Annotated in this window: 18 protein-coding genes; 9 read left to right on the top strand and 9 right to left on the bottom strand. The window is 73.3% G+C overall.

The window, feature by feature from the left end:
* Positions 1-73: 73 nt before the first annotated feature.
* Both ACW14Y_RS16925 and ACW14Y_RS16920 read right to left on the bottom strand, forming a co-directional pair.
* Positions 74-487, bottom strand: a complete 414-nt coding sequence (locus ACW14Y_RS16925) for a CoA-binding protein (RefSeq protein ID WP_456987454.1) — start codon at positions 485-487, stop codon at positions 74-76.
* A 37-nt stretch (positions 488-524) separates the two neighbouring features.
* On the bottom strand, positions 525-1,862 hold the full coding sequence (locus ACW14Y_RS16920; RefSeq protein WP_266311439.1) for a UDP-glucose dehydrogenase family protein: 1,338 nt from the start codon (positions 1,860-1,862) through the stop codon (positions 525-527).
* A gap of 161 nt (positions 1,863-2,023) precedes the next feature.
* On the opposite strand from ACW14Y_RS16920, the gene ACW14Y_RS16915 reads away from it, so the two are divergent.
* Together ACW14Y_RS16915 and ACW14Y_RS16910 are read left to right on the top strand one after the other, a co-directional pair.
* Positions 2,024-3,271: an LCP family protein gene (locus ACW14Y_RS16915; protein WP_456987452.1), complete on the top strand. Its 1,248-nt coding sequence runs from the start codon at positions 2,024-2,026 to the stop codon at positions 3,269-3,271.
* A 106-nt stretch (positions 3,272-3,377) separates the two neighbouring features.
* Positions 3,378-4,544 (top strand): acyl-CoA dehydrogenase family protein, encoded by a 1,167-nt coding sequence (locus ACW14Y_RS16910; RefSeq protein ID WP_380308398.1) that lies wholly within the window; start codon positions 3,378-3,380, stop codon positions 4,542-4,544.
* Between the two features lie 68 nt (positions 4,545-4,612).
* Here ACW14Y_RS16910 and ACW14Y_RS16905 read toward each other — a convergent pair whose 3' ends face one another.
* From ACW14Y_RS16905 to ACW14Y_RS16890, 4 genes are all read right to left on the bottom strand, one after another.
* A complete protein-coding gene (locus ACW14Y_RS16905; protein ID WP_456987449.1) occupies positions 4,613-7,294 on the bottom strand; it encodes a PKD domain-containing protein in 2,682 nt (893 codons plus the stop codon).
* Positions 7,295-7,593: 299 nt separating this feature from the next.
* On the bottom strand, positions 7,594-10,263 hold the full coding sequence (locus ACW14Y_RS16900) for a right-handed parallel beta-helix repeat-containing protein (RefSeq protein ID WP_456987447.1): 2,670 nt from the start codon (positions 10,261-10,263) through the stop codon (positions 7,594-7,596).
* A 299-nt stretch (positions 10,264-10,562) separates the two neighbouring features.
* A complete protein-coding gene (locus ACW14Y_RS16895) occupies positions 10,563-13,241 on the bottom strand; it encodes a PKD domain-containing protein (RefSeq protein WP_456988188.1) in 2,679 nt (892 codons plus the stop codon).
* 260 nt (positions 13,242-13,501) lie between these two features.
* Complete coding sequence (locus ACW14Y_RS16890) at positions 13,502-16,192, bottom strand: PKD domain-containing protein (protein ID WP_456987445.1); 2,691 nt, start codon at positions 16,190-16,192, stop codon at positions 13,502-13,504.
* Positions 16,193-16,529: 337 nt separating this feature from the next.
* On the opposite strand from ACW14Y_RS16890, the gene ACW14Y_RS16885 reads away from it, so the two are divergent.
* A complete protein-coding gene (locus ACW14Y_RS16885; RefSeq protein ID WP_380392056.1) occupies positions 16,530-17,795 on the top strand; it encodes a beta-ketoacyl-[acyl-carrier-protein] synthase family protein in 1,266 nt (421 codons plus the stop codon).
* A 113-nt stretch (positions 17,796-17,908) separates the two neighbouring features.
* A complete protein-coding gene (locus tag ACW14Y_RS16880; RefSeq protein WP_380307722.1) occupies positions 17,909-18,406 on the top strand; it encodes a GNAT family N-acetyltransferase in 498 nt (165 codons plus the stop codon).
* Between the two features lie 61 nt (positions 18,407-18,467).
* Here the strand turns inward: ACW14Y_RS16880 and ACW14Y_RS16875 are convergent, their stop codons facing one another.
* On the bottom strand, positions 18,468-19,067 hold the full coding sequence (locus ACW14Y_RS16875; RefSeq protein ID WP_380307720.1) for a hypothetical protein: 600 nt from the start codon (positions 19,065-19,067) through the stop codon (positions 18,468-18,470).
* 405 nt (positions 19,068-19,472) lie between these two features.
* Here ACW14Y_RS16875 and ACW14Y_RS16870 point away from each other — a divergent pair, with 405 nt between their 5' ends.
* Positions 19,473-19,922 carry a hypothetical protein gene (locus tag ACW14Y_RS16870; protein WP_380392062.1) on the top strand — a complete coding sequence of 150 codons (450 nt, stop codon included), beginning with the start codon at positions 19,473-19,475 and terminating at the stop codon, positions 19,920-19,922.
* A 7-nt stretch (positions 19,923-19,929) separates the two neighbouring features.
* Complete coding sequence (locus tag ACW14Y_RS16865) at positions 19,930-20,424, top strand: peptidylprolyl isomerase (RefSeq protein WP_266269746.1); 495 nt, start codon at positions 19,930-19,932, stop codon at positions 20,422-20,424.
* Between the two features lie 96 nt (positions 20,425-20,520).
* Here ACW14Y_RS16865 and ACW14Y_RS16860 read toward each other — a convergent pair whose 3' ends face one another.
* Positions 20,521-20,961: a DoxX family protein gene (locus ACW14Y_RS16860; protein WP_380307715.1), complete on the bottom strand. Its 441-nt coding sequence runs from the start codon at positions 20,959-20,961 to the stop codon at positions 20,521-20,523.
* A 117-nt stretch (positions 20,962-21,078) separates the two neighbouring features.
* Here ACW14Y_RS16860 and ACW14Y_RS16855 point away from each other — a divergent pair, with 117 nt between their 5' ends.
* Positions 21,079-21,645: a TetR/AcrR family transcriptional regulator gene (locus tag ACW14Y_RS16855; protein WP_380392067.1), complete on the top strand. Its 567-nt coding sequence runs from the start codon at positions 21,079-21,081 to the stop codon at positions 21,643-21,645.
* 38 nt (positions 21,646-21,683) lie between these two features.
* On the opposite strand, the gene ACW14Y_RS16850 is transcribed toward ACW14Y_RS16855, so the two are convergent.
* Positions 21,684-22,208, bottom strand: coding sequence for a peptidylprolyl isomerase (locus ACW14Y_RS16850; RefSeq protein ID WP_456987441.1), 525 nt, complete (start codon positions 22,206-22,208; stop codon positions 21,684-21,686).
* 228 nt (positions 22,209-22,436) lie between these two features.
* Here ACW14Y_RS16850 and ACW14Y_RS16845 point away from each other — a divergent pair, with 228 nt between their 5' ends.
* Both ACW14Y_RS16845 and ACW14Y_RS16840 read left to right on the top strand, forming a co-directional pair.
* On the top strand, positions 22,437-22,883 hold the full coding sequence (locus ACW14Y_RS16845) for a ribonuclease domain-containing protein (RefSeq protein WP_380442268.1): 447 nt from the start codon (positions 22,437-22,439) through the stop codon (positions 22,881-22,883).
* Between the two features lies 1 nt (position 22,884).
* Positions 22,885-23,337, top strand: a complete 453-nt coding sequence (locus tag ACW14Y_RS16840; RefSeq protein ID WP_456987438.1) for a barstar family protein — start codon at positions 22,885-22,887, stop codon at positions 23,335-23,337.
* The last annotated feature ends 1 nt before the right edge of the window (position 23,338 follow it).

Genomic DNA, 23,338 nt, shown 5'->3' with positions numbered 1-23,338 from the left:
CCGGGTGGGGCGGTCCGACCGTCCCACCCGGCCCCGACCCGTCCCACCCGGCCCCGGCGAGTCCGGCGAGGGCTCAGCCCAGCCGCGGGAACTCGATCGCGGGGCACTTGTCCATGACCATCTCCAGCCCGGCGGCGGTGGTCCGGGCGTACGCGTCCTCGTCCACCACACCGAGTTGGAACCAGACCGCCTTCGCCCCCGCGGCCACCGCCTGGTCCGCGACCTCCCCGGCCAGCGCGCTGTTCACGAACACGTCCACCACGTCGACCTCGAACGGGACGTCCGCGAGGGAGGCGTACCCCTGCTCACCGAGGACCGTCTCGGCCTTCGGGTGGACCGGCACGATCCGCTTGCCGCGCTCCTGGAGGAACCGGGCCACGCCGTACGCGGCCCGGGCGGTGTTGGTGGACAGGCCGACCACCGCCCAGGTGTCACCCCGGTCGGTGAGGATGGAACGGACCGTCGCTTCGTCGCCGTAGTTCGTCATGCCCGGGGCAACGAAGGCCGGCGGCCGGGGATTCCCGTCAGCTCGGGCGGCCGAGCGCGCGGTAGGTCCAGCCGGCGGCGCGCCAGGCGTCGGCGTCCAGGACGTTGCGGCCGTCGAGCAGGCGGCGCTCGGCCACGACCGCGCCCAGCTCGGCCGGGTCGAGCGCGCGGAACTCCTGCCACTCGGTGAGGTGCAGGACGACGTGCGCGCCCTCGGCGGCCTCCAACGCGGAGTCGGCGTAGGCCAGCCCGGGGAACATCTTGCGCGCGTTGTCCATCGCCTTGGGGTCGTAGACGGTGACCTGCGCGCCCTGGAGCTGGATCTGCGCGGCCACGTTGAGCGCGGGCGAGTCCCGGATGTCGTCCGAGTTGGGCTTGAACGCGGCGCCGAGGACGGCGATCCGGCGGCCGAGGAAGCCGCCGGCGCACTGCTCGCGCGCCAGCTCGACCATCCGGGAGCGGCGGCGCATATTGATCGAGTCGACCTCGCGGAGGAAGGTCAGCGCCTGGTCGGCGCCCAGTTCGCCGGCCCGGGCCATGAACGCCCGGATGTCCTTGGGCAGGCAGCCGCCACCGAAGCCCAGACCGGAGTTGAGGAACTTGCCGCCGATCCGGTCGTCCAGCGCGAGCGCCGCGCTCAGCTGGGTGACGTCGGCCCCGGCCGCCTCGCAGACCTCGGCCATCGCGTTGATGAAGGAGATCTTGGTGGCCAGGAAGGAGTTGGCGGCGGTCTTCACCAGCTCGGCGGTCGCGTAGTCGGTGACCAGGAACGGGACCCCGGCGGCGATCGGCTCGGCGTACACCTCGCGCAGCAGTTCCTCGGCCCGCCCGCTGCGGGCGCCGATCACGATCCGGTCCGGACGCAGGGTGTCCTGGACGGCGAAGCCCTCGCGCAGGAACTCCGGGTTCCAGGCGAGTTCGGCGCCCTCGCCGACGGGGGCCAGCGCGGCCAGCCGCTCGGCCAGCCGGCCCGCCGAGCCGACCGGCACCGTGGACTTGCCGACCACCAGCACCGGGCGGGTCAGATGCGGGGCGAGCGCGTCGATCGCGGCGTCCACGTACGACATGTCGGCCGCGAACTCGCCCTTGCGCTGCGGGGTGTTGACGCAGACGAAGTGCACGTCGCCGAACTCGGCGGCCTCCTGCGCGGAGGTGGTGAAGCGCAGCCGGCCGGTCGAACCCTCGTGCCCCGCCACATGCTTGAGCAGCAGCTCGGACAGGCCCGGCTCGTACATCGGGACCTGGCCGGCGGTGAGGGTGGCGATCTTCTCCGGGTCGATGTCCAGACCCAGCACCTCGAAGCCGAACTCCGCCATGGCGGCGGCGTGGGTGGCGCCGAGATAGCCGGTACCGATCACGGAGATGCGGAGGGTCACGGTTTCCCCTTCGGGCGGGCGACGGGTGAGGGTGGACGCGTCCCACCGGGCCGCGCCCACCGATGCTATCCGGCCGGGGGGAATGCGCCCAGACCGTCCCGGTTCCGGCCGTTGTCCCGAAAGCTCCCCGCACGGGGCGGGGGCGGCGGCACAATACGCACATGGAGCCGGAGGACGAGCAGTCTGGCGAACCCGTGCAGCGGCCGGTGCCGTCCGGCCTGAGCCTCTTCGAACCGGCGGCGGGGGTGCGGGAGTCGATACCCGGCGCGTCCGGTTCGGCGGAGGGCCCGGGCGACGGCGGCGAGGAGCCGCCCGACCGCGAGCCGCCGCCCGACCGCGAGCCGCCGCCCGACCGCGAGCCGCTGGACCATGAGCCGCCGGCCCGCCGCCGACGGACCCGCCGGGTGCTGCTCTGGACCCTCTCCGCCCTGCTCGCCCTCGCCGTCGGCGGCTGCGGCGCCCTCTGGTGGACCGCCGAGCACTACGCCTCCTCCGTACGACGGATCCCGGACGCCTTCCCGACCGTGCCGGAGACGGCCCAGCCGAAGCCCGTCCCGGGCAGCGGCCTCAACCTGCTGCTGGTCGGCCTGGACGCCCGCTCCGACACCCCCACCACCGGCAGCGCGGCCAAGGCCCCGGCCTGGCAGGCCGGGGCGGCCCGCAGCGACACCATGATGCTGCTGCACCTCTCCGACGACCGGAGCTCGGCGACCCTCGTCTCGCTGCCCCGGGACACCTGGGTGCCGATCCCGGGGCACGGCGAGGCCAAGCTGAACGCCGCCTACTCCTGGGGCGGTCCGGCCCTGATGACCGAGACCGTGCAGAACCTCACCGGCATCCGGATCGACCACCTCGCGGTGATCGACTGGAACGGCTTCCGCGCCCTCACCGACGCCGTCGGCGGGGTGGACATCACCGTGCCGCGCACCATCGAGGGCGTCGGCGAGGCCCGCGCCTGGGAGGCCGGCACCCACCACATGGACGGCGCCACGGCGCTGCTCTACGTCCGCGAGCGCTACGGGTTGCCCGGCGGCGACCTCGACCGGACCAAGCGCCAGCAGAACTTCCTGCGCGCGCTGATGCTCAAGGTGATGGACTCCGGCACGCTCACCAGCCCGTCCCGGCTGGGCGGGCTGCTCGGCACCGTCGGCGAGGTGGTCAGCGTGGACGACCGGCTGTCCAACACCGACCTGTTCCAGCTGGCCTGGGGCCTGCGCTCGCTGCGCGCCGACGACGTCCGCTTCATGAACGCGCCGTTCGGCGGGTTCGCCACCCGGGGCGAGCAGAGCGTGGTGCTGCTGGCGGACCACCCGGCGGCGCAGCTGTGGGAGGCGATCCGCAACGACCGGACGGACCAGTACTTCCAGGAGCACCGGACCGGCGACACCCTCGGTACGGACGTCGACTGACCCGAAGACATGTCCTAGGCAGCCGCAGGTCGGCGCCCTAGGATCTCTACCCGACGGTAACCAAGCCGTTCCACGGCGGGCACGACTCTTCGAAGAGGCAGGCATCATGGCGGGCGGCGCAGGCGCGGCGGACTTCGATCTCTTCCGGATCTCCGAGGAGCACGGGATGCTCCGTGAGGCGGTGCGGTCGCTGGCGGAGGCGAAGATCGCTCCGTTCGCGGCGGAGGTGGACGAGGTGGGTCGGTTCCCGCAGGAGGCGTTGGACGCGTTGCAGGGGAACGATCTGCATGCGGTGCATGTGCCGGAGGAGTTCGGTGGTGCGGGGGCGGACGCGCTGGCGACGGTGATCGTGATCGAGGAGGTGGCGCGGGTGTGCGCCTCGTCGTCGTTGATCCCGGCGGTGAACAAGCTGGGGTCGTTGCCGGTGCAGTTGTCGGGGTCGGAGGAGTTGAAGGCGAAGTACCTGGGGGCGCTGGCGCGTGGGGAGGGGATGTTCTCGTACTGCCTGTCGGAGCCGGAGGCGGGTTCGGACGCGGCGGGGATGAGGACGCGTGCGGTGCGGGACGGGGACTTCTGGGTGCTGGACGGGGTGAAGCGCTGGATCACCAACGCGGGTGTGTCGGAGTTCTACACGGTGATGGCCGTGACGGACCCGGAGAAGCGGTCGAAGGGGATCTCGGCGTTCGTGGTGGAGAAGGGCGACGCGGGGGTGTCGTTCGGTGCGCCGGAGCGGAAGTTGGGGATCAAGGGGTCGCCGACGCGTGAGGTGTACTTCGACAACGTGCGGATCCCGGCGGACCGGATGATCGGCGCGGAGGGCACGGGCTTCGCGACGGCGATGAGGACGCTGGACCACACCCGGGTGACGATCGCGGCCCAGGCGCTGGGCATCGCGCAGGGGGCGCTGGACTACGCCAAGGGCTATGTGCGGGAGCGCAGGCAGTTCGGGAAGCCGATCGGTGACTTCCAGGGTGTGCAGTTCATGCTGGCGGACATGGCGATGAAGCTGGAGGCGGCGCGCCAGCTCACCTATGCGGCGGCGGCGAAGTCGCAGCGGGGGGACGGGGATCTGACGTTCTTCGGTGCGGCGGCGAAGTGTTTCGCGTCGGACGCGGCGATGGAGATCACGACGGACGCGGTGCAGTTGCTGGGTGGGTACGGGTACACCCGGGACTATCCGTTGGAGCGGATGATGCGGGACGCGAAGATCACGCAGATCTACGAGGGCACCAACCAGATCCAGCGCATCGTGATGGCCCGCAACCTGCCGTGACGCGGAACGCCGGAGCCCCCGGCCGAGGAGACTCGGCCGGGGGCTCCGGCGTTCACCCGGTGGTGGCGTCAGGACGTGGCGACCGCCAGGTCGGTGAGGTCGGGGGCGTTCGAGGCGAGGCTCGCCTGACCCCAGCCGGACCAGGCGCCGCGGTCGTAGTCGCCGGTGGCAGTGCGGACGACGCCGAGCGCGAGCACGAAGACGTGCAGCTTGTTGCCGGTGGCGGCGCTGGCGAGCTTGTCGACGTGGCTGGTCGGCCCGGTGGCGGAGCTGAGACTTCCCCAGCCCGCCCAGGTGCCGGCCGCGTAGTCGGCCGTCGCCTGGTAGAGGTTGGTGTTCGCCCCCACGACGACATGCAGCTTGCTGCCGATGGCGGCCGCGGTGACCTGGGCGATCCGGTACCCGTCGGGAGCCTGGCCGAGCAGCGCCGTGACCTCGCCGGACGACCAGGTGCCGCGGTCGTAGTCGCCGTCCGCGACGTAGACCTTGCCGTCGGTGCTGAGGCCGACGACGTGCAGGCTGTTGCCCGTGGCCGCGGCGGAGATCTGGCCGACATCGGCGAGGCCGGCCGCGGAGGTGATGTCGCCCCAGCCGGACCAGGTGCCGGTCGACCAGTCACCGGTGGCCTGGTGGACGCGCGAGCCGACCAGTGCGAGGACGTGCAGCTTGTTCCCGATGACGGCGGCGGCGATCTGGGTCGGCGCGCCGGGCAGCGGTCCGGCGCTGCCCGGCGACGTCACCTCGGCCCAGCCGGACCAGTTGCCGTCGGACATCCGCCGGTCGGCGATGAAGACCCGGCCGTCGTAGGTGGCGGCCAGGTTGTGGGCGACCCCGTTGGCCGTGGTGCCGAGGGCGACCGAGGCGACCGTGCCCGCCGCGAACTGGCGGCCGGTCGCGCCGACCGCGGTGAACGGCGCCCAGACGCCCTCGCCGTAGTGCGCCCCGCCGTTCTGCAGGTCGTCGACGGACATGGGGGCCCTGCCCAGGACCTGCACCCGCTCGCCGGGCGTCAGCACGGTGAGCGGGTCGACGCCCACCTCGATCGGCCGGACGACGACCTGGTCCCGGCCGGACTCGTCCCGGGCCGTGAACTGCGCGCGGTAGCTGCCGGCGGCGGCGTAGGTGTGGACGAGGGAGCCGCTGCGCGAGGGCACGTCCTCCCGGGTGCCGTCGCCGAAATCGACGGTGCCGTTCAGCGGGTTCCACGGGGAGCTGGCGGAGACGGTGAACCGGTAGGTGTACGCCCCGCCGGCGTTGCTGACGGCGAGGCCGGCGCTCGCGGGGAAGTTCGGGTTGACCCGGACCTCCGAGGCGGCGCCCTCCGCCCGTCCGCCGAGGGCGTCGACGGCGGAGGCGGTCACGGTGTAGACGCCCTGGGCGGTGTAGGTGTGCCGCACGGTGCCGGTCGTGCTCACCGGCTCGCTGCCGTCGCCGAAGTCGATGACCGAGGGGCTCGGTGCGGTGCCCCAGGTGTTCCGGAAGTCGACGCCGGCCGTCACGGTGAGCGGAGCCGGCCCCGTCGCGGTGGGGGCGGTCTCGCCGGTGACGACCAGGCGGGTGGCGCCGTCCATGCCGCTGAGCTCGTGGGCACCGCGGTCCCGGGTGCCGGCGCCGGTGTTGGCGACGTCCGGGTGGTCGAGGGCGGGCTGGCCGAAGAGGTCGGTGCCGATGCCGGGGGCGGTCGGGTCGCCCGAGTCGATCGCGCCCGCGGCGGCGGTGGTGAGCTTGTTGAACGGGTGGCTGTAGCCGCTCGTCGTGTACTCGAGGTCGAGGTCGAGGTCGTGCGCGCCCTGCCCGGTGGCCGCGGCGAAAGCGGTCGGGGACGGGTAGACGGTGCCGCCCCAGGCGTAGGCGCCGGTGCCGGACTTGGGACGGACGACGTTGTAGTCGACGGTCGCGGTGGGGGCGGCCTCGGCCGAGACGGAGATCTGCGCCTTCGGGGCGATCTCCCAGCAGTACGGGCGGTCGGCCTGGATGCTCTTCTCGTTGCCGTCGACCGAGATGTTGTTCTTCAGCACGGCCCGGGGCGAGGCGCCCAGGAGGTTGACGCCGCCGAAGCAGTCGAGCGCGAAGGTGTTGTTGGTGACGGCCAGGTCGGCGACGCCCGTGGCGGTGAGGCCGGCGTCGGTGGTCCGGTTGAAGTCGTTGGCGGTCACCAGGATGTCGCTGCCGCCGTCGAGGACCAGGCCGGAGGAGTGGTCGAAGGCGTTCCGGCTGACCGTGACGTGGTCGCTCCCCGCGACGCGGAGGGACACCTGACGGGTGCCCGCGCGGTCGAAGGTGTTCTGGTCGACGACGACCCGGGACGAACCGATGACCTGCACCCCGTGCTGCGCGAGGGTCCGGAAGCCACGGATCGTGACATCGTGGACGTTCGCCAGGGTGAAGGAGTTCATGGCCGTCGGGCCGCCGACGACGGGCTGCCTGGTGAAGGGCGCGGTGTCGGCGGAGCCACCGAGGAAGGTGATCGGCTTCTCCGGGGTGCCGGAGCGGGTGATCCGGATCTCCCCGGTGTCGCCGGACTGCCAGACCCGGACGGTCTGCCCCGGTTCGACGACGGCGGCCGCGGCGGAGACGGTGCAGAGCGGCTTGGCGTAGGTGCCGGGGCCGGTGTCCGAGCACTGCGGGCTGTACTTGTTGACATGGAGCGTGGTCGCGGTGGCGGTCGGTGCCGCCGTGGCGGGTGCGGGCAGTCCGAGCGCGGCGACGGCCGCTGCGACGGTCAGCCCGAAGGCGTGACGCAGGCGCACGTGGTGCTTCTTCCTCTGGAATGTGACGTCGGGTTCACCGACGGCCTGTCACCCGTGGCCCCCGGGGCACTCGGCGCGGGGCGCTTCGGGCGGGGCGTTTCGGGCGGGGCGTTTCGGGCGGGGCCCGAAGAACGGGCCGAGTATGGCAGGGCGGATGCTGCGTGCGCGACCGGAAAACCGATCGTCGTACTGTCGTGATCCGTTGGGTCCGGATTGTGCGTTTTCGGCCCGGGAGGACCGGAGCCCCCGGCCGAGTCTCCTCGCCCGGGGGCTCCGGTTCCGTGTCCGGCGGCGGGCCGTCAGGAGGCGGTGACCGCGAGCTCGGTGAGCGAAGGCCCGCTGACGGCGGCGCTCACGTTGCCCCAGTCGGACCAGGTGCCACGGTCGTAGTCCCCGGTGGCGTCGTACAGGAAGTGGGGCGCCAGGGCGTAGACGTGCAGCTTGTTGCCGATGGCCGCGGTGGCGACGCGCTCGACGGTGCCGATGTCGCCGACAGCGGCGGTGAGGTCGCCCCAGCCGGACCAGCGTCCGGCGGCGAAGTCGCCGCTGGCCTGGTAGAGCCGGCCGCCGGCCGCGGCGACGATGTGCAGGGTGCTGCCGGTGGAGGAGGCGGACAGCTGGGTGACGGGTCCGCCGGGCAGGCCGATGACCGAGGTCGGGTCGCCGACGGTCCAGGTGCCCCGGTCGTAGTTGCCGTCGGCGTCGTAGATCCGGCCGTCGGTGCCGAGGGCGACGACGTGCAGGGAGTTGCCGTTGGCGGCGGCGGTGATCCGGGAGGCGGCCCTCAGGCCGGTGGCGGCGGTGAGGTCGCCCCAGGTGGACCAGGCGCCGGTGTTCCAGTCGGCGGTGGCCTGGAGGACCCGGCCCCCGACGAGGGCGAGGACGTGCAGCCTGCGGCCCATGGCGACGACGGCGATCTGCGACGGAGGTCCGGGAAGGGCTCGGGCCGCGCCGGCCGAGGTGACCTCGCCCCAGTTGCTCCAGCTGCCGTCCGACATCCGCCGGTCGGCGATGTACACCTGGCCGCCCGCGGCGACCACGTTGTGCACCACGCCGTCGGTGGTGGTGCCGACGGCGGTCGAGGTGACGGCGCTCTCGGCGAACGGGCGCCCGGTGGCGGCGACCGGCGTGAACGGTGCCCACAGGCCGTAGCCGTAGTGCGCGCCGCTGTTCAGCAGGGACGACTGGGCGGCGGCCAGCACCTGCACCCGCTCACCGGGCTTGAGGACGGCGATCGAGGGGGTGACGGTGACCTGGATGTCCCGGCGGACGATCTGCTGGCCGGCCTGGTCCCGGGCCGTGTAGGTCACGGTGTAGGTACCGGGTGTCGCGTAGCTGTGGGAGACCTGGTCGCCGCCCGAGTAGACCCCGGCGACGTCGCCGTCGCCGAAGTCGATCGTGCCGTTGGCCATCGCCCACGGGGACGAGCCGGTGATGTCGAACCGGTAGGTGTACGGCCAGGCCACGTTGGTGGCGGTGAAGTTCGCGAACATGGGGAAGGCCGGGTTCACCCGGACCGATCCGGTGGCCGGCTCCGTCCGGCCGCCCGTGGCGTCGACGGCCGTTGCGGTCACGGTGAAGTACTGGCTCCAGCTGTTGGCCAGGGTGTAGGTGTGCTCCACGATGTCGTCGGTCGTGCGGACCGGCTCGCTGCCGTCGCCGAAGTCGACGAGGTAGCTGCCCGGGGCGGTGCCCCAGGTGTTCAGGAAGCCCAGCCGGACGGCGACGGTGAACGGCGTCGGCCCGGTCGGGGTGATGACGTCCGCGCCGTTGACGTCCAGGTGCGTCGGGCCGGACATGCCGCTGAGCTCGTGGGCACCCCGGTCGCGGGTGCTGCCGCCGGTGTTGGCGACCTGGGGGTGGTCGACGGCGGGCTGGCCCGACAGGTCGGTGCCGACGCCGGGGGCGGTCGGGTCGGCGGAGTCGATCGCCCCCGCCGCGGCCGGGGTCAGCCGGTTGAGCGGGCGGTCGAGCGTCGACCCGGAGAAGTCGATGGCGAGGTCCAGGTCGTGCCCGCCCTGCGCGGTGGCGGCGGCGAACGCGGCCGGGGAGGCGTGGCCGGTGCCGGCCCAGGTGTAGGGCCGCGTGCCCGGCCTGGCGTGCACCACGTTGTAGTCCACGCTCGCGGTCGGCGCGGCCTGGGCCGACACGGAGATCTGGGCCTGGGCGGGGACGGGGCCGCAGAACAGGCCGGCCGGGGTCCCGTCGACGGCGATGTTGTTCTTCACCACCGCCCGCGGTGAGTCGCCGTCCACCAGGATGCCGCCGAAGCAGCTGAGCGCGAAGGTGTTGTTGGTGACGGCCAGGTCGGCCGCACCGGTGGCGGTGAGGCCGGTGCTCTCGGTGCGGCTGAAGTCGTTGCCGGTCACCAGGATGTCGTGGGCGCCGCCGTCGACGACCAGGCCGTTCACCTGGTTGAACGAGTTCCGGCTGACCGTGATGTGCTCGCTCGCGCCGCTGACCAGGAGGGACTCGTGGTAGCCGGAGTGGTCGTACCGGTTCTGGTCCAGGACCACGCGCGAGGAGCCCAGCACCTGTACGCCGTGCGTGGCGAAGCTGCGGAAGCCCCGGAGGGTGACGTCGTGCACGCCGTCGAGGACGAAGGCAGCGAGCCCGGCCGGGCCGCGGACGACGGGCATCGTGCTGAACGGCGCGGTGTCGACGGGCCCGCCGAGGAAGGTGATCGGCTTCTCCGGGGTGCCGGAGCGGGCGATCCGGACCTGCTCGGGGTAGTCGCCCGGCCAGACCCGGACGGTCTGCCCCGGTTGGGCCGCGTCGGCCGCGGCGGAGATGGTGCAGAACGGCTGGGCGACGGTGCCGGAGCCCCGGTCAGAGCAGGCGAAGGACAGCTGGTTGTTGACATGGAGCGTGGTCGCGGTGGCGGTCGGTGCCGCCGTGGCGGGTGCGGGCAGTCCGAGCGCGGCGACGGCCGCTGCGACGGTCAGCCCGAAGGCGTGACGCAGGCGCACGTGGTGCTTCTTCCTCTGGAATGTGACGTCGGGTTCATCGACGGCCTGTCACCCGTGGCCCCCGGGGCACTCGGTGCGGGGCGCTTCGGGCGGGGCGTTTCGGGTGGGGCGTTTCGGGTGGGGCCCGAAGAACGGGCCGAGTATGGCAGGGCGGATGCTGCGTGCGCGACCGGAAAACCGATCGTCGTACTGTCGTGATCCGTTGGGTCCGGATTGTGCGTTTTCGGCCGGGGAGGACCGGAGCCCCCGGCCGAGTCTCCTCGACCAGGGGCTCCGGTTCCGTGTCCGGCGGCGGGCCGTCAGGAGGCGGTGACCGCCAGGTCGGTGAGCGCGGGGGCGCCGACGGCGGCGCTCACATTGCCCCAGCCGGACCAGGCGCCCCGGTCGTAGTCCCCGGTGGCGTCACGCAGCACACCGCCGTCGGCCAGCGCGTAGAGGCGCAGCTTGTTGCCGGTGCTCGTGGCGGAGAGCCGCTCGACGGTACCGATCGGACCGATGGCGGCGGTGAGGTCGCCCCAGCCCGACCACTCGCCGGCCGCGTAGTCGCCACTGGCCTGGTGCACGGTGGTGCCGTGGGCCACCAGGATGTGCAGCGTGCTGCCGATCGCGGTCGCCGTGAACGCGGTCGGCCACTGCTCGGAGGACTTGCCGATCAGCGCGCTGGGCTCGCCGTAGCCCCAGGTGCCGCGGCCGTAGTCGCCGTCCGCGACGAACACCCGGTTGTCCGGGGAGATGCCCGCGATGTGCAGGGTGTCGCCGGTGACGGCGGCGGAGATCCGGTTCAGGGTGCCCGCGCCGACGGTGGTGGAGACGTCGGCCCAGCGGGACCAGGAGCCGGTGCTCCAGTCGCCGGTGGCCTGGAAGACCCGGCCGTCGCGCAGGGCGAGGACGTGCAGCTTGTCGCCCATGGCGGCGACGGCGATCTGCTGCGGCGCGGTCGCCAGCGGGCCGGCGGCGTCCGGGGTGGTGAGCTCGCCCCAGCCGGACCAGCCGCCGTCCGACATCCGCCGGTCGGCGATGAAGATCCGGCCCTTGGCGGCGACCACGTTGTGCACCACGCCGTCGGCGGTGGTGCCGATGGCCGAGGAGTTGATGTCGCCCTCGTTGAACGGACGGGCGCCGGGGCCGCCGGGACCGGCGGGCGTGAGCGGGGCCCAGAGGCCGTAGCCGTAGTGCGCGCCGCCGTTGAGCACCGAGGCGGGGGTACGGGCGAGCACCTGCACCCGCTCGCCGGGCTGGAGCACGGCGACCGGGGCGTAGGGGCCGACCTCGACCGCCTTGGTGGTGGTCGAGGACTCGCCGGACTCGTCCCGGACGGTGAAGGTCACCCGGTAGGTGCCGGGCCCCGCGAAGGTGTGCTCGACCGGGCCCGAGGCCGCGTAGGCCCTGCTGCCGTCGCCGAAGTCCACGCTCCCGGCCGGGATCAGGTAGCCGGAGGAGGAACGGAGGTCGAACCGGTAGACGTACGGCCAGCCCACACTGGTGGCCGTGAAGTCGGTGGTCAGCCCGGAGGGGGCGTTGACCCGGACCGGCTGGAAGAGGGCGCCCTCGGCCCGGCCGCCCAGGGCGTCCGTGGCCGTCGCGGTCACGGTGTAGGTGCCGGGGGCGGTGTAGGTGTGGGGGACAGTCTCCTGGTCGGAGGTCACCGGCTCGGTCCCGTCGCCGAAGTCGACGGTCCGGGAGCCCGGCCCGGCCCAGGCGCTCCGGGCGCGGACCGTGGCGTTCACGGTGAACGGCGCCGGGCCCGTGGTGGAGCCGCCCGCCGCGCCGTGGACGACGAGAGCGGTGCCGCCGTCGAGGCCGTTGAGCTCGTGGGCGCCCCGGTCGCGGGTGCCGGTGCCGGTGACGTTCGGGTCGTCGATGGCGGGCTGGCCGAACTGGTCGGTGCCGACGCCGGGGGCGGTCGGGTCGGCCGAGTCGATCGCGCCGGCCGAGGCCTCGGTCAGCAGGTTGAACGGACGCTGGTCGCTGGAGGCCGAGAACTCGAGGTCGAGGTCGAGGTCGTGGGTGCCCCGCCCGGTGGCGGCGGCGAACTCGGCGGGCGACTCGTAGGTGCTGCTCGCCCACCGGTACGGCTGGGTGCCGGAGCGGGCGTGGACGACGTTGTAGTCGACGCTCGCGGTGCCCGCGGACTCCGGCGAGACGGTGATCTGGGCGGCGTACCCGCCGACGGTCCAGCACCGCTTGGGGTTCGCCGTCGCGCTGTTCTGGTTCCCGTCGACCGCGATGTTGTTCTTCACCACGGACCGGGGCGAGAGGCCCTGGATGTCCACGCTGCCGTTGCAGGACAGCGCGAAGGTGTTGTTGGTGACCGCGGCGTCGGACACACCGTTGACGACGAGGCCGGTGGTGGTGGTCCGGTCGAAGTCGTTGCCGGTCACCAGGAGGTCGCTGCCGCCGCCCTCGCCGACGAACGCGCCCGACGAGTGGTTGAAGGAGTTCCGGCTGACCGTGACGTGGCTGCTCCCGCCGACCACCCGGAGGGAGTCCTGGACCGTGTTGAGGTTCCAGTGGAACTGGTTCTGGTCGACGACCACGGAGGACGAGTGGACGACCTGCAGCCCGTGCGGCGCGGCGATCCGGAAACCTCGGACCGCGATGTCGTGCACATTGTTCAGGGCGAAAGCGGTCCCGTTCTGGGCCCCGCGCACGGTCGGCTGGCTGAGGAAGGGCGCGGTGTCGACGCGGCCGCCGAGGAAGGTGATCGGCTGCTCCGGGGTCCCGGAGCGGGTGACCCGGACGTCCTCCTTGTAGTCCCCCGCCCACACCCGGACGGTCTGCCCCGGCTGGACGACCGCGGCCGCCGCGGAGATGGTGCAGTACGGCCGGGCGAAGGTGCCGCCGCCCTGGTCGGTGCAGTCCGCGGCGGTGTTGTCGACGTGGAGCGTGGTCGCCGCGCCGGCGGCCGTGGCGGCCGGTACGGGCAGGCCGAGTACGACGCTCGCCGCCGCCGCGGTCAGCCCGAAGGCATGACGCATGCGCACGTGGGTCCCCCCTCTGGGATGTGATGCGCGAGAAGATCGGCCAGAGTATGTCAGGTGGGGGCTGCGTGTGCGATCGGACGTGATGACTTTCCCGTCCTCGTGACCACGGCGTCGCCGTGCGTTCATAAAGCGAGTTCGTGCACATTCGGACAATGGGGGGCGAGCCCCACCGAATTGCCTCCGGTGGGGCTCGCCTTTCCTCGGACGCCCGGTCGGATTCGCCCGACGCCCGGTCGGATTTCCCCGACGCCAGGTCAGGCGGCGGCGACGGCCAGCTCGGTGAGCGCCGGTGCGCCCGCCGTCGCGCTGACGTCGCCCCAGCGGGACCAGCTCCCGCGGTCGTAGTCGCCGGTGGCGTCGCGCAGTACGCCGCCGCCCAGGGTGTAGAGGTGGAGCCTGTTGCCGATGGCGACGGCGGCGACGCGGTCGGCCGTGCTGTCGCCGTCGGTGGCGGCGGTGAGGTCGTCCCAGCCGGACCAGCGTCCGGCGGCGTAGTCGGCGTCGGCCTGGTGCAGCCGGCCGCCGGCGACCGCGACGATGTGCAGGGTGCTGCCGGTGGTGGCGGCGGACAGGTCGGTGACGGCCGCGCCGGGCAGGCCGATCACCGGGGTCGGGTCGCCGCTGCCCCAGGTGCCCCGGTCGTAGTCACCGGCGGCGTCGCGAACGTGGCCGTCCGGGCCGAGGGCGACGATGTGCAGGGTGTTGCCGACGGCGGCGGCCGTGATCCGGGTCGCGGGCGGCAGGCCGGAGGCGGCGGTGACGTCGCTCCACGGCGACCAGGTGCCGCGCTCGTAGTCGGCGGTGGCCTGCTGGACACGGCCGTCGACGAGGGCGAGGACCTGCAGCTTGCGGCCCATCGCGACGGCGGCGAGCTGCCGGGGGGCGCCGGGCAGCGGTCCGGCGGCGCCGGGGGAGGTGACCTCGCCCCAGGCCGACCAGCGGCCGTCCGCCACCCACTGGGCGACCTTCTCCCAGTGGCCGGGTTGCACCAGCCGGTCGGTGATGTGGACGCGGCCGTTGGCGGCGACCAGGTTGTGCGCCTCCTGGTCGACGGTGGTCGCGAGGGCGGAGGCGGTGATGTCCTGCTCCGCGAACGGCCGGGCGAGGGCGGGGTGGCCGGCGGGCCTGAACGGCGCCCAGGCGCCCCAGCCGTAGTGCGCGCCGCTGTTCAGCAGCGCGGTGGGCGTCCGGGCCAGCAGTTGCACCCGCTCACCGGGCTGCAGGACCGCCAGGGCGGGGTCGACCTCCACCCGGATGCGCTTGCCGAGGACCAGCATCCGGCCGTCCTTGTCCTTGACGGTGCAGCTCACGGTGTACGTGCCGGGGTTGCGGTAGCTGTGTCGGGCCTCGCCGCCGACGAATCCCTTGTCCGTCGTGCCGTCGCCGTAGTCGACCGAGTAGAGGCCGGTCGTCCAGGGCGCCGGGACGGTGGCGCTGAGCTTGTAGTTGTAAGGCCAGCCGGTGTTGGTGGCGGTGAGGTCGGCCCCCGCGGTGCCGGGGTCGACGAGGGTGAGGCGCACGGCCCGGCTCGGGGCCCGGCCGCCCCGTTGGTCCGCCGCCACGGCCCGTACGTCGTAGCTGCCGACCGCCGGGTAGGTGTGGACCAGGAAGCCGCTGCCGGAGCTGACCGGCTCGCTGCCGTCGCCGAAGTCGACGGTGTACGTGTTCGGCCAGCTGGAGAACAGGCTGCTGCCGAACCGGACCTCGGCGCGCACGGTGAGCGGGGTGCCGTCGCCGTCACCGCCGCTGACGCCGAGCAGGTCGACGGTGGAGAGGTCCAGGCCGGTCAGTTCGTGGGCGCCGCGGTCGCGGGTGCTTCCGTCGGTGTCGGCGACCCCGGGGTGGTCGATGTAGGACTGGCCGCGCAGGTCGGTGCCGACCCCGGGGGCCGTCGGGTCGCCGGAGTCGACGGCCCCCGCGCTGGCCGGGTCCGTGTCGTCCAGCCGGTCGTGGTAGTTCCCGCCGAACCGGAGGGCGAGGTCGAGGTCGTGCCCGCCCTGGCCGGTCGCGGCCGCGAACTCCGCCGGTGTCCCGTACGTGCTGCCGGCCCACGCGTACGAGCTGCCGCCGGGCGCCGGATGAACGGTGTTGTAGTCGAGGACCGCGGTGGCGGCGGCCTCGGCCGAGACGGAGAAGGCGGGCGTCCGGCAGTTCGGGCCCAGGAGGCCCCCGGCCGCTGTCGTGATGTTGTTCTTCACGACGGCGCCCGGTGAATTGCCGTTGACGGCGACACTGTTCGGGCAGGTGGACGCGAAGGTGTTGTTGGTGACGGCCAGGTCGCCCGTGTCCGTGGCTTTCAGGCCCGTTCCGTAGACATGGTGGAAGTCGTCGGCCGTGACCAGGACATTGCGCGAGCCCGGCCGGACGTCGATGCCGCCCGTCGTGCCGTCGAAGAGGTTCCGGCTCACGGTGACGGTGTCGCCGCTGCCCCCGACCGTGACGGCCGGGCCGGGGCCCACGGCCGAGAACACGCTTCGGTCCACGCTCACCCGGGTCGTGTCGGTGAGTGCGAGCGTGCCGTTGAAGCGGAGGCCGTCGAGCACCACGTCGTGCACGCCCGTCAGCGCGACCGGGGTGTAGCCGCTGGTGGCCGCCTCGATCGTGGGGTGGTCGCGGTCGGCGGGGTTGCCGTCGGGCACGCCGAGGAAGGTGATCGGCCGGTCCGGGGTGCCGGAGCGGGTGATCCGGACCGATTCGCGGTAGTTCCGGCCGGGCCAGATCCGCACGGTCTGGCCGGGCTCCACGACGACGGCGGCGGCCGAGATCGTGCAGTAGGGCTGGGCGAAGGTGCCCGGTCCCCGGTCCGAACAGGCCCGGTCGCCGGAGTTGTTGACGTGGATGGTGGTCCCGGCTTCCGCCGTCGGTCCGGCCACGGCCGGTCCGGGCAGTCCGAGTACGGCGGTTGCCGCTGCGAGGGTCAGCCCGAAGGCGTGACGCAGGCGCACGTGAGGTCCCTCCCTGGTGAAGATCGCGCCGAGTATGGCAGGACGGTCCGACGCGAACGGCCGACGGGCGCACTCGTCCGGAACCTGATGACCGGGGCGGACTCCGGCCTCGGCTCGGCCCGACCCGGCCCGGCCCGGCCCTCGCCGAGGCCGTCGACGCCCAGGAGGTGTATGTGGAGTTCCTCCAAGTCCATGGTGTTCGAATCGGTTGGCTGACACACCTGAATGCGCATCAGGGCCGTGGCATTGTGGCGGATGTGGCGAGAGTCCCTCGCATCGACCGGTGCGGGGAGTTGTCGTCACTCCACAGTCCCGCACGAGCCAGGGAGTCCCTCCGATGGGTACCGACAACCACGCGTCCCGAGCCTCGGCCCCCGAGCCGGTGCCGGCTCCCGAGCCGGTGCTGGTCACCGGCCTCGGGGCGACCACCCCGCTCGGCGGCGACGTCCCCTCGACCTGGGCGGCGATGCTGGCCGGCGACACCGGCGTCCGGCCGATCGGGGCCGACTGGGCCGCCGGGCTCCCGGTCCGGATCGCCGGGCAGCTCGCGGTCGAGCCGACCGAGGTCCTCGACCGGGTCCTGGCCCGGCGGCTCGACCGCTGCGAACAGGTCGCGCTGATCGCCGCCCGCGAGGCCTGGGCCGACGCGGGCCGTCCCGAGGTGGACGGCGAACGGCTGGCGGTGGTGATCGGCACCGGCACCGGCGGCGCGCTCACCATGCTCGGCCAGGACGACGTCCTGGAGGCCTCCGGCGTCCGGAAGGTCTCCCCGCACACCGTGCCGATGCTGATGGCCAACGGTCCGGCGGCCTGGGTCTCGATCGAACTCGGAGCCCGGGCCGGCGCGCACACCCCGGTGAGCGCCTGCGCGTCCGGGGCCGAGGCGATCGCCCTCGGCCTGGACCTCATCCGGCTCGGCCGGGCCGACGTGGTGGTGGCGGGCGGCGCCGAGGCGTGCGTCTGCCCGCTGACCCTGGCCGGCTTCGCCCAGGCCCGGGCCCACTCGCTGCGCAACGACGAGCCCGGCCGGGCCTCCCGGCCGTTCGACGTCGACCGGGACGGCTTCGTGATCGGCGAGGGCGCGGCCGTCGTGGTGCTGGAGCGGGCCGGCTTCGCCGCCGCGCGCCGGGCCCGCGCCCACGCCGTGCTGGCCGGCGCGGCCGTCACCTCGGACGCCCACCACATCACCGCGGCCGCTTCCGAGGGGCAGGTCCGGGCGATCCGCCGGGCGGTCTCGGAGTCGGGGCTGTCGCCGCTGGACATCGGGCTGGTCCACGCCCACGCCACCTCCACCCAGTTGGGCGACCTGACCGAGGCGGCGTCGGTCACCGCGGCGATCGGCACCCACCCGGTGGTGACCGCCACCAAGTCGATGACCGGCCACCTCTTCGGCGCGGCGGGCGCGTTGGGGGCGCTCGCCTCGGTCCTCGCGCTGCGCGACGGGATCGTGCCGCCCACCCGCAACCTGGAGCGGCAGGACCCGGCGGTCGGGCTGGACGTGGTCGCGGGGGCCGCGCGCCGGACGCGGGTCGGGGCGGTGCTCACCAATGCCTTCGGCTTCGGCGGGCACAACGCTTCGCTGGTGTTCACGCCCGCGCCGTGAGGGGGCGCCGGTGCGGGGGCGCCGGTGCAGGGGTGGCGGTGTAGGGGTGGCGGTGTAGGGATGGCGGGAAAACCGGGAGACCGGCGGGCGGGCGCTCACCTACCCTGACCGGCATGTCCACGGAATCCTCGCCGCCCCCGGCCCCGGCCGCCCTGCGGCTCGAACCGGTCACCCCGGGCAACATCGACGCCGCACTGGAGCTGAAGGTCCGCCCGGACCAGGAGCACCTGGTCTCCCCGGTGGTCAAGTCGCTGGCCGAGGCGTACGCGTACGGCGAGGCCGCCTGGCCGAGGCTGGTCTACGACGGCGACCGGCCGGTCGGCTTCGTGATGGCCTTCTTCGACATCACCTTCTACCCGGACCGGCCGGGCGACCTGCCGCGCTCGGGTCTCTGGCGCCTCAACATCGCCGCCGGGACCCAGGGCAGGGGCTACGGCCGCTTCGCCGTGGAGCAGGTCGCCGCGGAGATCCGCCGCCGCGGCGGCGACCGGGTCACGGTCACCTATGTGCCGGGGGAGGGCGGTCCGGAGCGCTTCTACGAGCGCCTCGGCTTCCGTCCGACCGGCGAGTTCAGCGGGGACCAGGCCGTCGCGGAGCTGGACCTGTCCTGAACGGACGCGGGCGGGCGACCCGGCCGCCGCCGGGTCGCCCGCCCGTTCACCGGGGACCGGGTCAGCCGACCAGCAGGAACTTGGTGGTCGGCACACCGCGGATGGTGGCGCAGTCCAGGTTCGAGGTGGTGGTGCTGTAGGTCCAACCGCGGGGGACGTCACAGGCCCAGAGGCCGTTGCGCGGGGTGCGGAGGTGGAAGGTCGTGGCCTGGACGCCCTGGTTCAGGCTGCACCCGGAGGTGTAGGTGACGTAGTCGTAGGTGAAGGCGGGGGTGCCCATACAGGCGGTGAGGCCGTCGTACGGGGTGCGCAGGTGGTACATGTTGGAGACCACGCCGGACTGCTGGCTGCAGGACAGGCCCCAGGTGATGTTGTCGTAGACGAATCCGGGCGCGCTCATACAGGCGGTCAGCCCGTCGACCGGGGTGCGCAGGTGGAACTGCGGCGAGTTCCAGGTGCCGCCGCCGCTGCAGCTGCGGTTCATGGACACCTGGTCGTAGACGTAGCCGGCCGGGACGGAGCAGGCCCAGCTGCCGTCCAGCCCCGTGGTGGTGGCGGAGGCGTTGGTGGCGGTGACCGCGCCGGAGAGCATCAGCGCCAGTGCGGCGAGGACCGCCAACAGGGCGTTGCGGACGGTGCGGACGGTTCGTGCGACGGACATGGTTCTCCTTCGGTGGGAGGAGTTGCCGGTGGGTGCACGGTGCGGGGGTGACGGCGATCGCGGGTGAGCGTTCACTGTCGCCGACGGTTCTAGCACGCACGGCGGGCCGTCACCCCGGTGATCCGTTCGAGTCGACCATTCCGCCGCCCGCCGTCTAATCGCCTCCGCGCGATTCCTCCGGTCCGGCTCGGCCGATCACCGCCCCCACCCCTGCCGCAGCCGGCGCAGCACCCCCGGCGGGTCGGTCGCCGTGGCCACCGCCGGGCCCGAATTCCTCAGCGCCGCGCGGACGTTCTACGACGCCGTAGCCGCCGACCACGCCGACCGCTACCGCGACGCGCTGGCCGCGATGCCCTGGGACCGCGCCCTGCTGGGCGTGTTCGCCGAACTGGTGACGACGGCGAGTTGGCCGGCGCCGTCGCCCGGTACACGATCACCCGCACCCCGGCCGGAGAACTCCCCGGGGTGTTCGCGGAGTTCCGCCGCGTCCCGGCCCCCGGTGCCCCGCTCCTGCTGGCCTTCCAGGCGGGCGACGACGTCCTGCGGCTCGACCGCCCCTTCGGCCGTCCCGTCATCCTGGACTTCCGCCGCGGGCGGCCGGAGCGGATCGAGGCGCCGGCCGGGGCGGCGGGCCCGAAGGTCGCCACCCGCCTGGTCGCGAGCCGGAATCCGACGAGCGGGCCCCGCAGGCGTACCTGCTGGCCCACCGGGCGGCGTAACGGGCGGCGCGGCGGCCCGCGGGAGGCCCGGGTGTGCCCCGAGGAGGCCCCGGGTGCCCGGTTGCGGCCCGGGAGCCCGGTTCCGGCCCGGCCGTCGGGGGGTGTGCCGCGCGACAGGGGGCCCGGCATGCCATGATCCCTGCATGGGTTCCAACGTTTTCTTCGACATCACCATCAACGACGAGCCGGCCGGCCGGATCGTCTTCACGCTCTTCGACGACGTCGTCCCGAAGACCGCGCAGAACTTCCGCGAGCTCGCCACCGGCCAGCACGGCTTCGGCTACGAGGGCTCGTCGTTCCACCGCGTCATCCCGGGCTTCATGCTCCAGGGCGGTGACTTCACCCGCGGTGACGGCACCGGCGGCAAGAGCATCTACGGCGAGAAGTTCGCGGACGAGAACTTCCAGCTCAAGCACACCAAGCCGGGCCAGCTCTCGATGGCCAACGCGGGCCGCAACACCAACGGCTCGCAGTTCTTCATCACCACCATCGTCACCGACTGGCTGGACGGCAAGCACGTCGTCTTCGGCGAGGTCGTCGACGGCCTGGACCTGGTGCAGAAGATCGAGGGCCTCGGCTCGCAGAGCGGCCGCACCAAGGCCAAGGTCACCATCGCCAAGTCGGGCATCGTGGAGTAGGGGTTCGCACCCTTCTCCGCATTCGGACGCGGCCCGCATCTCGAGCGGGCCGCGTCCGCGCGTTTTCACCGCCCGTTTCCCGCCCCGGCGCGGTGCTCAGAGCGCCGCCGCGACCGCCGCCGCGACGAACAGCACCTGCAGCGCGGTGCGCGCGGGCAGCGGGGTGACGGGCTTCCCGGCGAGAGTGCCGTTGGTGCGGGCGGCGTGCACGTTGGCGGGGAACATCGCGAGCATCAGCAGGGCGAGTCCGGCGGCCGCGTACGGGGCCAGCGGCGGGACGAGGAGGCCGGCGGCGCCGGCCAGTTCCAGGACGCCGGTGAGCGTGATGAGCAGTTCGGGGCGGGGGAGCGCCGGCGGGACCATCGCCACGAAGTCGCGCCGGAAGGCGGGCAGGAAGTGCGGCACGCCGGTGGTGACGAACATCAGGGCGAGGGCGCCGCGGACAGCGGGCTGCCAGGCGTCGAGGCCGTCGACGGCGAGGAGCCCGAGCAGGCGGAGGACGGCGAAGCCGCCGAGGAGGGCGATGAGCGGGGCCATGTGCGGACACTCCAGTTCTTGCCACCAGTAATCTTGTCACTGGAAAGATTGGCCCGGGCGGGCAAACTTGTCAATGCCTAGATATGCTCGGGCGGTCACCGACGAGAGGAATGGACCATGGGCAAGGCCGAGAGCTACCACCACGGGAACCTGCGCCGGGCCGTACTGGACGCCGCGCTCGCGGCGATCGCCGAGTCCGGGCCGTCGGGCTGGAGCCTGCGGGAGCTGGCGCGCCGGGCAGGGGTCTCGCACGCCGCACCGGCGCACCACTTCGGCGACAAGGCGGGGGTGCTGACGGCGGTGGCGGCGGAGGGCTTCGAGCTGTTCGCGGACGCACTGGAGGGGGCGGCGGGGGATCCCTACGGGTCGGGCGTGGCGTACGTGCGGTTCGCGGTGGACCACCGGGCGTACTTCGAGGTGATGTTCCGGCCGGAGCTCTACCGGGCGGACGACCCGGAGATGGCGGCGGCCCGCGACCGCGCGGGGGCGGTGCTCGCGGCCAGCGGTCGGAAGCTGGCCCCGGGGGAGGGGGCGGAGCGGGCGACCACGATCGCCGCCTGGTCGGTGGCGCACGGCTTCGCGAGCCTCTGGCTCAACGGCGCCCTGCCGGAGAGCCGGGCCGGGGCGGACGTGGAGGAGCTGGCCCGGGAGGTGCTGCGGGTGGTGTTCGGCGGGGCGGAGTAGGAAGTCGCACGCGTCGACTTCCTACTCCGGCCGGTGGCTCAGCGGACCTCGACGGTCACCGACTCGATGACGACGGCGTCGAGCGGACGGTCGCCCGGCCCGGTCGGGACGGCCGCGATGGCGTCCACGACCTTCTGGCCGGCCGCGTCGGCGACCTCGCCGAAGATGGTGTGCTTGCGGTTCAGGTGCGGCGTGGCCCGGGTGGTGATGAAGAACTGCGAACCGTTGGTGTTCGGCCCGGCGTTGGCCATGGCCAGCAGGTACGGCTTGGTGAAGTAGGGCTCCGGGTGGAACTCGTCGGCGAACGCGTACCCGGGCCCGCCCGTGCCGTCCCCGAGCGGATCGCCGCCCTGGATCATGAAGTTGGGAATGACCCGGTGGAAGGTCGTCCCGTCGTACAGCGGAGCCGTCGAAGCCTCACCCGTCACCGGGTCGGTCCACTCCCGCTGCCCCTCCGCCAACTCCACGAAGTTGCGCACGGTCTTCGGAGTGTGGAACTGGAACAGCTTGACGGTGATGTCGCCGTGGTTGGTCTTGAGGACGGCGTAGTACTGCGAGCCCATGGACTGAAGACACCTTTCAACGAATCAACCGAACCCGCCCGATCCTCCCACGCCACCCCGCCCCGAACCGGGCCCACCGGCTGCGGAGGTCGGCCGGTTCGTCGGGGCTCCGGGGGTCACCCGGTCGGGTGGGGGTGGGGGTGGTTGCGGCGTGGTCGGCGGGGTGGGGGGCGTGTGCGCGGTACGCCTTTGCTGCACACGCCCCCGCACACGGAATCGGGTACCCCCATGACTCTCCGCCGTCTGGCGCAGGCCGCCCTGGTCCTCGCCCTGGCCTGTCCGCTCGCTCCCGCCGCCCCAGCGCTGGCCGCCCCCGCGCTGGCCGCCGCTCCGGTCGTCCGGGCGGTCGTCCAGCCCCCGCTCCCCGTCCAGGACTTCCCGGAGCAGGTCGAACGGGCCTGCCGGATCTGGGAGGATCTCGAGTGGCCCACCAGCCCCCGCCCGGTCGACTTCCGGATTCCCGGTCCGGAGTACATTCGGGGCAGCAACCCGTACGGCAACCGCAGCGGGGACCTCCCGGCGGGCGGCGCGTACCACGAGTACGACGTCAACCCCCGCCCGAAGCCCACCACCCACCGCGATGCCGAGCGCCTGGTCCGCGACGAGAACACCTCGCAGACCTGGTACAGCGCCGACCACTACGCCAACTTCCGCGAGATCTCCGAAGGCTGCTGACGTGCCCGTAGCGCCCGACTCCCCGCTCGGCCCGGCCCGGTGGGACCTCCTGCCGGGCCGGGCCTGGGCGGGCTTCGCCGCCGCCCCGGACCGGCTCCGCCTCGTCCGGGGCGCGAACTGCCGCACCAGGGTGGCCCTGTTCGCCGAGTGGGCGCGGGCGCTCTCGTTCCCCGGCTACTTCGGCCACAACTGGGACGCCTTCGAGGAGTGCCTCAACGACGCGCTCCTCCCGCCCGGAGCGGCGGCGGCCGGGGCGGCCGACACCCGCCTCCTCGTCCTCGTCACGGACGCCGATGCCCTCCTCGCGGACGAGCCGCCCGCCCAACTCGCCCTGCTCCTCGACATCCTGGACGCGGTCGCCGACCACGGCCTCCGCGTCCTCTTCCTCGCCGACCCGCCCGGGGTCGAGGCCGCCGAGGCCCGCCTCCGCGCGGCCGGCCGCCGGACCGGCTGAG

This window comes from Kitasatospora sp. cg17-2 (genome assembly GCF_054031055.1).
The sequence above is the reverse complement of the archived record's forward strand: the minus strand, read 5'-3'. Positions and strand labels throughout refer to the sequence as shown.

Bases quoted from the DNA above. Each gene is read 5' to 3' on its own strand.
- ACW14Y_RS16925 (WP_456987454.1), bottom strand. From the start codon at position 487: ATGACGAACTACGGCGACGAAGCGACGGTCCGTTCCATCCTCACCGAC.
- ACW14Y_RS16915 (WP_456987452.1), top strand. From the start codon at position 2,024: ATGGAGCCGGAGGACGAGCAGTCTGGCGAACCCGTGCAGCGGCCGGTG.
- ACW14Y_RS16910 (WP_380308398.1), top strand. From the start codon at position 3,378: ATGGCGGGCGGCGCAGGCGCGGCGGACTTCGATCTCTTCCGGATCTCC.
- ACW14Y_RS16895 (WP_456988188.1), bottom strand. From the start codon at position 13,241: ATGCGTCATGCCTTCGGGCTGACCGCGGCGGCGGCGAGCGTCGTACTC.
- ACW14Y_RS16885 (WP_380392056.1), top strand. From the start codon at position 16,530: ATGGGTACCGACAACCACGCGTCCCGAGCCTCGGCCCCCGAGCCGGTG.
- ACW14Y_RS16880 (WP_380307722.1), top strand. From the start codon at position 17,909: ATGTCCACGGAATCCTCGCCGCCCCCGGCCCCGGCCGCCCTGCGGCTC.
- ACW14Y_RS16875 (WP_380307720.1), bottom strand. From the start codon at position 19,067: ATGTCCGTCGCACGAACCGTCCGCACCGTCCGCAACGCCCTGTTGGCG.
- ACW14Y_RS16865 (WP_266269746.1), top strand. From the start codon at position 19,930: ATGGGTTCCAACGTTTTCTTCGACATCACCATCAACGACGAGCCGGCC.
- ACW14Y_RS16860 (WP_380307715.1), bottom strand. From the start codon at position 20,961: ATGGCCCCGCTCATCGCCCTCCTCGGCGGCTTCGCCGTCCTCCGCCTG.
- ACW14Y_RS16855 (WP_380392067.1), top strand. From the start codon at position 21,079: ATGGGCAAGGCCGAGAGCTACCACCACGGGAACCTGCGCCGGGCCGTA.
- ACW14Y_RS16850 (WP_456987441.1), bottom strand. From the start codon at position 22,208: ATGGGCTCGCAGTACTACGCCGTCCTCAAGACCAACCACGGCGACATC.
- ACW14Y_RS16845 (WP_380442268.1), top strand. From the start codon at position 22,437: ATGACTCTCCGCCGTCTGGCGCAGGCCGCCCTGGTCCTCGCCCTGGCC.